Raw genomic sequence first — 9,360 nt, 5'->3', positions numbered from 1 at the left:
TCGTGATCCCACAGCAGGCGCAGATGAACAAGGTGGTCGGCTGGGACTACATCCACGACGCGTCGCCGATGTTCCTGCGCGGCATGGGCGTGCCGAAGAAGTGCCCACAACCCAACTCGGCGAAGTTGATGCTCGACTACATCCTGTCCCACGAGGGGCAGGTGAACGTCGGCAGAGGTGGGTTCACGCCGTACCGCGCCGACGTGACGACCGAGCAGACCCCGGTCACATACCAGGGCGTCCGTGACGAGGTGGGCGCGGAGAACATCGTGATCATCGGGTTCGACATGGGCAGCGAGAAGGAACAGCAGGACTTCAGTAAGAAGTGGGTGAGCAGACTTGGCTAGCTCGCACACGGGGGAGTTGATGACGACGCCGGACCAGATGTCGGCGCCGCGCTACCGCCGCCTGCTCGGCCGCGGCCGCGCGACGTGGATCCAGTACGGCACCTTCTTCCTCGTCCTCGTGCTGGTGCTGGCGCCGCTGGTGCCGACGCTCGTCCAGTCGTTCCTCAGCGACGCGATCTTCAGGGACGAGGCCGCCTTCACGCCGAGCGCGTACGTGCGGATGTTCACCGAGGCGGGCTTCGGCCAGGTGGTCTGGAACAGCATCCAGCTGGCGGCGCTGACCACGGTCATCGCCATCGCCGTGTCCGTGACGCTCGCGTTGGTCCTCGTCCGGGTACGGATACCTGGCGGCCGGTTGATGGGCAACATGTTGCTCTGGCCGATCTACATCTCGCCGCTGGTGCTCGCGTTCGGGTTCATCCTCATCTACGGCCCGGCCGGTTATGTGACCAAGCTGGCGAGCCTGGTGACCGGCCGCGAGCTGCCCTGGGACCTCTACACGATCCCCGGCATGGCGCTCACCTCGGCGGTGGCGTTCATACCACTGGGCTACCTGTACTGCTCCAACGCGCTGCGGATGGCGGACACCTCGCTGGAGAACGCCGCCCGCACCTGCGGTGCGCGGCCGTTGCGGGTCGTCTTCACGGTGATCCTGCCGATGTTGCGGCCGCCCATCATGTACGCGTCGCTGCTGATCTTCACCGCCACGCTCGAGGAGCTGAGCATCCCGCTGCTGTACGGGAACCCGGTCGGCATCGACACGTTCGCGAGCTTCATCTACTCGAACGGGCTGGAACAGGCGAACCCGGACTACGGCATCCTCGGCGCGTCGTCGATGTTCGTGCTGCTGATCCTCGGCGTGCTCATCTTCATCCAGGCGATGGTGCTGCGGAACAGCCAGCGGTTCATCTCCGTAAGGGGCAAGGCGACCAGGGAGTTCAGGTTCGAGGTTGGCCGGTACCGTTGGGTCGGGTTCGCGTTCGTCGTCCTCTACCTGGTCTTCGGCCCGCTGTTGCCGCTGCTCGGCCTGGTGGGCCGCGCGTTCACGCAGGTGCTGTCCCCGCTGGTGTCGCCGTTCGAGGTGCTGTCGCTTGGCAACTTCCAGATCATCTTCGGCTACCGGCAGTACGTCGAGTCGATCGGCAACAGCATCTTCATCGCGTTGATCGGGTCGGTGCTCACCACGCTGTTGATGGCCGTCGCGGTGCTCGTGGCGCGACGCTCCAAGTTCCGGTTCAGGCGGCTGACGGAGGTCACCGCGCTGGCTCCGCAGGCGTTGCCCGGCACGATCATCGGTCTCGGCTTCTTCTGGGCGTTCCTGTTCATCGCACCCGTGAACTGGGTGCAGGGAACGGTGCTGGCGCTGATCATCGCGTTCAGCGTGCGCGCGTTCCCGCAGGCGTTCGGTGCGATCGCACCGATGGTGCTGCAGATCGGTGACGAGCTCGACCAGGCGGCCAGGTCGATGGGCGCCGACTGGTGGCGCGCGTTCAGCCGGATCCTGTTGCGGCTGATCGCGCCTGCGATGTTGTCGAGCTTCATCCTGTTGTTCGTCGAGATGATCAAGCAGTTCTCGCCCGCCGTCTTCCTCGGCAGCTCCGACAGCGAGATCATCGGCACCACGGCGTTGACCCTGTGGCAGAACGGGAACACCGGAGCGGTCGCTGCACTCTCCTGTGTCCAGATCCTCATCATCGCGGTGGTCGTGTTCATAGCCGGAAAGGTTCTGAAGGTGCGGTCTCATGCCTGAGCTCACAGTCAAAGACCTGTCGAAGGAGTTCGGCTCCCAGCGTGCGCTGCGCGACGTCTCGTTCACCGTGCAAGACGGTGAGTTCTTCACCTTGCTCGGGCCGAGCGGCTGCGGCAAGTCGACGACGCTGATGAGCATCGCGGGGCTCGAGGAGCCGACGACGGGTGCGATCTCCGCCGGCGACAAGGTGTTCGTCGACACGGCGAAACGTACCTACCTGCCGCCGGAGGAACGCAACCTCGGCATGGTGTTCCAGTCGTACGCGCTGTGGCCGCACATGACGGTCGCCGCGAACCTGGACATGCCGTTGCGGTTGCGGAAGCTCGACAAGGCCGAGCGCGACAGGCGGATCGCCGACGTGCTCGAGCAGGTGGGGCTGGCCGGCTACGCGAACCGCTACCCGCACCAGATGTCCGGCGGCCAGCAGCAGCGCGTGGCGTTGGCCAGGGCGATCGTCTACTCGCCGACCGTGCTGCTGCTCGACGAACCGCTGTCCAACCTGGACGCGAAGCTCCGTGAACGGGCACGTACCTGGTTGAAGGAGCTGCAGCAGCAGGTCGGCATCACCACGGTCTACGTCACGCACGACCAGATCGAGGCGCTGACCCTCAGCGACCGCATTGCCGTCATGCGGGAAGGCGAGATGCTGCAGGTCGGCACGCCGGAGGAGATCTACGACAAGCCGAGCTCACCCGAGGTGGCCGACTTCGTCGGGCGCTGCAACTTCTTCTGCGGCTCTGTGGTCTCGTCCGAGAACGGGCAGGTCGCCGTCGCCGTGACCGGCGGGGACGCGAAGCTCACCGTCGCCGCCGAGGAGAAGTTCGAGGTCGGCAGCTCCGTGACGCTGGGTATCCGCGCCGAGCACGTGGACGTCGCCCCGGCAGGTGACGGCGCGGCCGATGCGGACAACGTCATCCCGGTGCGGATGAAGAAGCGGTCGTTCGCGGGCAGCAGGTACGAGTACGAGGTGGAGTACGGTGATCAGCGGGTCGTGGTCGAGTCCGCGACCGCCGTCTCCGGCGAGGAGCTGTGGCTGCGCGTGCCGGCAACGGGGACCTACGTCTTCCCCGGCACGTACACCAGTGGAGTATTGGCGAGTACCCAGGTGGAGGAGGAGACTGCATGACGCCACCGGCGACCCACCCGCTCGACGGAGTCCGAGTTCTCGACCTCAGTCGGTTGGTCGCCGGCAACCAGTTGACCATGCTGCTCGGCGACTTCGGGGCAGACGTCATCAAGGTTGAGCAGCCGGGGTCGGGTGACACGCTCAGGCACTGGCGCGTCGACGGCACCGAGATCCACTGGAAGGTGTACGGCCGGAACAAGCGGAGCATCACCTGCGACCTCAAGCACCCCACCATGAGAGAGCTGTTGCTCCGGCTCGTCGACGAGGCGGACGTGTTCGTGGAGAACTTCAGGCCAGGCACCCTGGAGCGGCTCGGTTTCGGCCCGGACGACCTGCTCGCGCGCAACCCCAGGCTGATCATGGTGCGGGTCTCCGGGTGGGGGCAGACCGGGTCCATGTCGCAGCAGCCGGGGTTCGGCACGTTGATCGAGGCGATGTCCGGCCTGGCGGCGATGAACGGGTTCGCCGACCGCGAGCCGGTGCTGCCGCCCGGCGCGCTCGCAGACATGGTGTCGGGCAGCTACGGCGCGTTCGCCGTCACCATGGCCCTGCGGCACGCGGACGCCACCGGCGAGGGCCAGGTCATCGACCTCTCGCTGTTCGAGCCGCTGTTCTCCGTACTCGGCCCGCTCGCCGCCGTCTACCAGCTGAACGGCGACGTCCCCGTCCGCACCGGTAGCCGGTCGCGTACCTCCGCGCCTCGCAACGTCTACCAGTGCAAGGACGGCAAGTACGTGGCGCTGTCCGGTTCGACCCAGGTGATGACCGAGCGGCTGTTCCGCACCATCGGCCGTCCCGAGCTGGTCGACGACCCGAGGTTCACCGACAACGCCGCGCGGCTGGCGAACATCGAGGAGCTGGACGCCATCCTCGGCGGGTACTTCGGCCAGCACACCGTCGAGGAGAACCTCGCCACCATGGGCGAGGCGGGCGTCACGGTCGGTCCGGTGAGCACGATCGACGAGCTGCTGCAGACCGAGTTCTTCGCTACCCGTGGTGTCGTCGTGGACGGCCCGAACGTCGACGGCGACCCGGTGGCGATGCACGCCGTCGCGCCGCGGATGGGCGCCACGCCGGGCGAGGTGCGGCTGCCCGCTCCGCTGCTCGGCCAGCACAACGAGGAGGTGCTGCGGCCGTTGGTGGACGACGCCCAGTGGCAGCAGCTCGTGTCCGACGGCGTCGTGTAGCGAGAATCAGGTAACTCGAGCGAGATGAGGTGTGCGGCGTGACGGACGCCCCGAAGACTCCACCGTTCTGGCGGTCGGCGCTCTACGTGCCGGTAAACCAGCGGAGGTTCGTGGAGAAGGCGCACACCCGCGGTGCGGACGCGATCCAGCTGGACCTGGAGGACAGCATCGCCCCCGCTGAGAAGGACGAGACGCGGGCGCTGCTCCCCGGGGTGCTCGACGAGGTGGCGGCGCACGGCGTCGACGTGCTCGTGCGGATCAACCGGCCGGTGCGGCTGGCGGTGCGTGACATCGAGGCGGCGGTGCGTCCGGGCCTGCGTGCGCTCGCGTTGCCCAAGGTCGCCTCGGCCGACCACCTGCGGTTGCTGGACGAGGTGGTCACCGAGACGGAGTCGGCGGCCGGGATGGCCGTCGGTTCTGTCGGCCTCATCGCCATGGTGGAGACCGCAGACGCGCTGTTCCATCTGCGCGAGATCGCGTCGGCGAGCCCGCGGGTGTGGGCGCTGACGTTGGGTACGGAGGACCTGGCGACGTCGTTGGGTATCGAGCCCGCGGCCGACCTGTTCGCCAGTGCGAAGTCGTCCATGGTGGCGGCGGCGCGTGCGGCCGGGGTGTGGCCGTTCGGCCTCGTCGGGTCGATCGCCGGCTACCAGGACGTGGACGCGTTCCGCGAGGTCGTCCGCAAGTCGCGACGCGCGGGCTGCGTGGGGGCAAGCGCCATCCACCCGGCCCAGGTGCGGGTGCTGAACGAGGAGTTCACCCCGGACCCGGACGCGGTCGCCCGGGCGCGGCGGCTGGTCGCCGTGTACGAGGACGCGCACGCGCGCGGCGTCGGTGCGGTCGAGTTCGAGGGCGGAATGATCGACGAGCCGTTGGCCGAGCGCGCCAGGGCCCTGATCCACATGCAGGACCTCATCGACGACCGTGAGCGTCGCACCGCCGCCCTGGCCTGACCCCTCCCCTGCCACAGTGCCGGTCCGTGTGTGGGCCGGCTCACTCGGCATGCCCTGCCGCAGGCGTGCGTTGAACGTGCCCGCACGATCGCCTATAGTATCGCTATGTCGTCCGAGGGTTCGAATAATGAAACCAGCACGGTCGTGCGTGCAGCACAACTGCTGGAGATGTTCACCGCCGAGCATCCGGAGCTGAGTCTCAGCGCTCTGACCTCCCGGCTCGGGTACAACAAGGCCACCACGTACCGGTTGGCGCAGACGTTGGTCTCCGTCGGCTACCTGGAGCAGGACGAGGCCACCAGGGCGTACCGGCTCGGGTTGGCGCTGATCCGGCTCGGTCAGGTCGCGTCGGCGAACTCCGACGTCCGCTCGCGTGCGCTCGAGCAGATGGCCAGGCTGCGCGACACGTTCGGGGAGACGGTGTACCTGCTGGTCACCCGGGACGACCGGTCGGTGTGCATCGAACGGCTGGAGGGCACCAAGCCGATCAGGGACCTCTCCGCCACCCCCGGCGACGCGTTCCCGCTGTTCGTCGGCGCGGGCGGCATCGCCATGCTGGCGACGATGAGCGACGCCGAGCGCTCGCGCATCCTCGACGCCGGCGAGCTGGGCCCGGAGGAACGGCGCACGATCGAGACGCAGCTGCTGGACTGCACCACCCGCGGCTACGAGACGGCGGCCGGCGACATCCAGGCCGGCGCCGGTGCGGTGGCAGCGCCGATCTTCGACGACGCGGGCGAGCTGGCCGGCGCTCTCAGCATGGGCGGGGCACGGCAACAGATCATCGACCGCAGGGACGAGCTCGGCCAGGCCGTCGCGGAGGCGGCCCGCCTCGCCACCAGGCGGGCCACCGACCGGGCCGAGGGGATGCGCCGATGAGCGGGACGAGCTTCCGTGCGGTACTCGACCAGAACAGCGGCGGCCCACTCGTGCTGCCAGGCGGCGGCCCGCTCGTGCTGCCAGGCGGCGGCACGCCGCTCGAGGCGCGCGCCGCACAACACGCCGGCTTCCCGGCGTTCTACGTGAGCGGCTACGCCGTGGCTGCCTGGCGGCACGGCCTGCCCGACATCGGGCTGATCGCCGGCACCGACGTCGCCGAGGCCGCCGCCGCGGTCAGCCGGGTGGTCGACGTGCCGATCGTCTGTGACGCCGACACCGGTTACGGCGACGTCGCCGCCGTGCACGCCACCGTACGGCTGCTGGAGTCGCGCGGCGTCTCCGCGATCCAGCTGGAGGACCAGCGCTGGCCGAAGCGCTGCGGGCACCTCGGCGGCAAGGAGGTCGTCGACGCCGACACGGCCGCGCGGAAGATCGCCGCCGCTTGCCAGGCGCGGCGCGACGCCGACACGATGATCATCGCCCGCACCGACTCGCTCGCACCGCTCGGGCTGGACGAGGCCATCGCCCGCGCCAAGCGGTTCAAGGAGGCAGGCGCCGACGTACTGTTCGTCGACGCGCCCACCGACGTCGAGCAGCTGACCACCATCGGCGCGGAGCTCGACGGCCCGCTGGTCGTGAACATGAGCGAAGGCGGGCGCACGCCGGCGTTGTCCGCCACCGAGCTGTACGCGCTTGGCTACCGGATCGTGCTGTTCCCCACCACCGCGCTGCGCACCGCGGCGAAGGCCATCGGCGACTCGTACGCAGAGCTGGCTCGTACCGGCGACACCCGGCCGATCCGCGACCGCATGTACGGCCTGGACGAGATGAACGACCTGGTCGACCTCGCCGGCTACCAGTCCCTGGAGGAGAACGCGCTGGGCAGCGGCGGATGACGGAGCTGCCGCTGCTCGCCGGTGCCGTAGACCTGCACCGGCACGGCTTCCCGGAGATGAGCCTCACCACCGGGCCGCCGCGCGACGACGTCGAGGACCTCGACGTCTGCCGGGAGGCTGCCGGCATGAACGGCGAGGTGTTGAAGTCGCACCTCTGGCCGTCGGTCGGTCGCGCGTACCTGTTGGCGAAGCAGGTGCCCGGCCTGGCGGTCTACGGCAGCATCACGCTCAACAGCGGCAGCGGCGGGCTGTCGCCCGCCATGGTCGAGCTGGCGGCACTGCAGGGCGCGCGGGTCGTGTACCTGCCGACCTGGAGCTCGGCCAACGACCAGGCGCGGTGCGGTATCTCGCGGACCCTCGGGGCGGAGCTGCAGCGCAGCAGCCTGACGGACGCGCCTGCGTTGCCGGTCGTCGACGCCAACGGTCGGCTGCTGCCGGAGGTCAGGGACTGCCTCGCCGTCGCCGCGGACTTCGGCATGCCCGTCTACACCGGCCACCTCGCCGTCGCCGAGGCGCTGGCCGTAGCGGAGTCCGGTCTCGCCACCGATCGCCTCGTCTTCTCCCATCCCGACTCGCACTCCATCGGCGCGACCTGGGACGAGGCCGCTGCGATCGCCGACGCCGGTGCCTGTGTGGAGGTCACGGCCGTCGGCATCTATCCGCGGATCGCCCGCACGACGCCCGCCGCTCTCGCCGAGCTCGTCGGCGCGGTCGGCGCACACCGATGCGTCCTGACGTCGGACTACTTCTTCCCGTGGAGCCCGCCGTCCACCTGGATGCTGCTCGACCTCGCCGAAGGGCTGATCGACAGCGGCGTCGACCGCGAAGGTGTGCGGGCGATGTTGGTCGACAACCCGCGCCGACTGCTCGGGCTGTCCGAGTACGAGCCGGCAGCGACCTGAACCCCGTACCGTACGAAGGAGTACCCGTGCCCATGCCACTCACGCTCGGCGAGCGACTCGACCGGCTGCCGTTGTCGCGGCGGCACTTCGCGATCGCCAGCATCGTCGGGATCGGCATCCTCTGTTCGTCGGTGCCATCTCGTTCGGCCGGATCGCCGACGCGCTCGGTCGCAGGCGCGCGTTCTTCCTCACCCTGTCGGTGTACTCGCTGTTCTCCGTGTGCGCGGCGTTGAGCCCGAACCTCGAGACGCTCGTGCTGTTCCGGTTCCTCGCCGGGATCGGCATCGGTGCCGAGCTGCCCGTCTGTGACGCGTACCTCGCCGACCTGTTGCCGGCACGGGTGCGCGGCCGGATGGTCGCGTTCGCTTACACGGTCGGGTTCTGTGGCACACCGATCTGCGGCTTCCTCGCCACCGGCATCGCGACCGACACCATCCTCGGGATCGACGGGTGGCGCTGGATGTTCGTCATCGGAGGCGCAGGCGTCGTCATCTGCTGGCTGCTGCGGTTCGGGCTGCCGGAGTCGCCCAGGTGGCTGGAACGGATGGGCCGCCACGAGGAAGCCGACGCGGTGGTGCGGTCGCTGGAGTCCGCGGCCGGCCTCGACCCCGTGCCTCCGGAGCAGCAGGCGCCCACCCCGGTCGCGCAGCAGGAGACGCAGGAGAAGCTGTCGCGCCTGGCAACGCTCGTGGGGCCGAGGTACCGGCGCCGCACGTTCATGATCTGGGTGTTCCAGATCCTGCAGCCGCTCGGCTACCACGGCTGCGGCTCGCTGGTGCCGCTGGTGCTCGCGTCCAAGGGGTACGACGTCGTCAACAGCCTGCAGTTCAGCGCCGTGGTGTTCTCGGCTATCCGCTCGGCAGTGCGCTGTCGATCCCGATCATGGAGCGCCTGGAGCGCAAGACCATCCTGGTCGGCTCGGCCGCACTGATGGCGGCCTTCGGGCTGCTGTTCGCGTACGCCGGTGCCACCTGGCAGATCCTCGTGCTCGGCTTCGCGTACACGGCTGTCAGCAACGTCTTCTCCAACGGCTACCACGTCTACCAGGGCGAGCTGTATCCCACGGCCATCCGCGGCTCCGGTGCCGGCATCGCCTACTCGCTCGGCCGGGTCGCCAACGCCGCCATGCCGTTCATCCTCGTGGCCCGTGCTCCACTCGGCGGGCGCGAACGCGATGTTCGGTGTGGTTGCCGCTGCCATGGTCGTGCTCTGTCTCAACGTCGGCCTGTTCGGGCCGCGTACGACGGGGCTCTCGGTGGACCGCGCCGCGCTGGACACCGAACTGGATCGGATCGACTCCGACGAGGTCACGCGGTGAGG

At 69.0% G+C, this 9,360-nt stretch carries 8 protein-coding genes and 1 pseudogene; all 9 read left to right on the top strand.

The window, feature by feature from the left end; all coding sequences use genetic code 11:
* Window positions 1-23 precede the first annotated feature (23 nt).
* The gene (locus GEV07_24530) at window positions 24-347 is read left to right on the top strand and encodes a hypothetical protein (GenBank protein MQA05746.1); all 324 of its coding nucleotides are present in this window, start codon (window positions 24-26) and stop codon (window positions 345-347) included.
* A 37-nt stretch (window positions 348-384) separates the two neighbouring features.
* Window positions 385-2,097: an ABC transporter permease subunit gene (locus GEV07_24525; GenBank protein ID MQA05745.1), complete on the top strand. Its 1,713-nt coding sequence runs from the start codon at window positions 385-387 to the stop codon at window positions 2,095-2,097.
* Window positions 2,090-3,223, top strand: coding sequence for an ATP-binding cassette domain-containing protein (locus GEV07_24520; GenBank protein MQA05744.1), 1,134 nt, complete (start codon window positions 2,090-2,092; stop codon window positions 3,221-3,223). Before GEV07_24525 ends, GEV07_24520 begins: the two co-directional genes overlap by 8 nt.
* Window positions 3,220-4,410, top strand: coding sequence for a CoA transferase (locus tag GEV07_24515; protein ID MQA05743.1), 1,191 nt, complete (start codon window positions 3,220-3,222; stop codon window positions 4,408-4,410). Before GEV07_24520 ends, GEV07_24515 begins: the two co-directional genes overlap by 4 nt.
* 29 nt (window positions 4,411-4,439) lie before the next feature.
* Window positions 4,440-5,363 carry a CoA ester lyase gene (locus GEV07_24510; GenBank protein MQA05742.1) on the top strand — a complete coding sequence of 308 codons (924 nt, stop codon included), beginning with the start codon at window positions 4,440-4,442 and terminating at the stop codon, window positions 5,361-5,363.
* A gap of 105 nt (window positions 5,364-5,468) precedes the next feature.
* Complete coding sequence (locus tag GEV07_24505) at window positions 5,469-6,242, top strand: helix-turn-helix domain-containing protein (protein MQA05741.1); 774 nt, start codon at window positions 5,469-5,471, stop codon at window positions 6,240-6,242.
* Window positions 6,239-7,138, top strand: coding sequence for a carboxyvinyl-carboxyphosphonate phosphorylmutase (locus tag GEV07_24500; GenBank protein ID MQA05740.1), 900 nt, complete (start codon window positions 6,239-6,241; stop codon window positions 7,136-7,138). Before GEV07_24505 ends, GEV07_24500 begins: the two co-directional genes overlap by 4 nt.
* Window positions 7,135-8,040, top strand: a complete 906-nt coding sequence (locus tag GEV07_24495) for an amidohydrolase family protein (GenBank protein MQA05739.1) — start codon at window positions 7,135-7,137, stop codon at window positions 8,038-8,040. Before GEV07_24500 ends, GEV07_24495 begins: the two co-directional genes overlap by 4 nt.
* A gap of 32 nt (window positions 8,041-8,072) precedes the next feature.
* A pseudogene (locus GEV07_24490) lies at window positions 8,073-9,358 on the top strand (MFS transporter).
* Window positions 9,359-9,360: the final 2 nt, after the last annotated feature.

The organism is Streptosporangiales bacterium, from assembly GCA_009379825.1.
GTDB lineage: Bacteria > Actinomycetota > Actinomycetes > Streptosporangiales > WHST01 > WHST01.
This window is presented reverse-complemented; position numbering and strand designations above follow the sequence as displayed.

Bases quoted from the DNA above. Each gene is read 5' to 3' on its own strand.
- GEV07_24495 (MQA05739.1), top strand. From the start codon at position 7,135: ATGACGGAGCTGCCGCTGCTCGCCGGTGCCGTAGACCTGCACCGGCAC.
- GEV07_24515 (MQA05743.1), top strand. From the start codon at position 3,220: ATGACGCCACCGGCGACCCACCCGCTCGACGGAGTCCGAGTTCTCGAC.
- GEV07_24500 (MQA05740.1), top strand. From the start codon at position 6,239: ATGAGCGGGACGAGCTTCCGTGCGGTACTCGACCAGAACAGCGGCGGC.
- GEV07_24505 (MQA05741.1), top strand. From the start codon at position 5,469: ATGTCGTCCGAGGGTTCGAATAATGAAACCAGCACGGTCGTGCGTGCA.
- GEV07_24525 (MQA05745.1), top strand. From the start codon at position 385: ATGTCGGCGCCGCGCTACCGCCGCCTGCTCGGCCGCGGCCGCGCGACG.
- GEV07_24530 (MQA05746.1), top strand. From the start codon at position 24: ATGAACAAGGTGGTCGGCTGGGACTACATCCACGACGCGTCGCCGATG.
- GEV07_24520 (MQA05744.1), top strand. From the start codon at position 2,090: ATGCCTGAGCTCACAGTCAAAGACCTGTCGAAGGAGTTCGGCTCCCAG.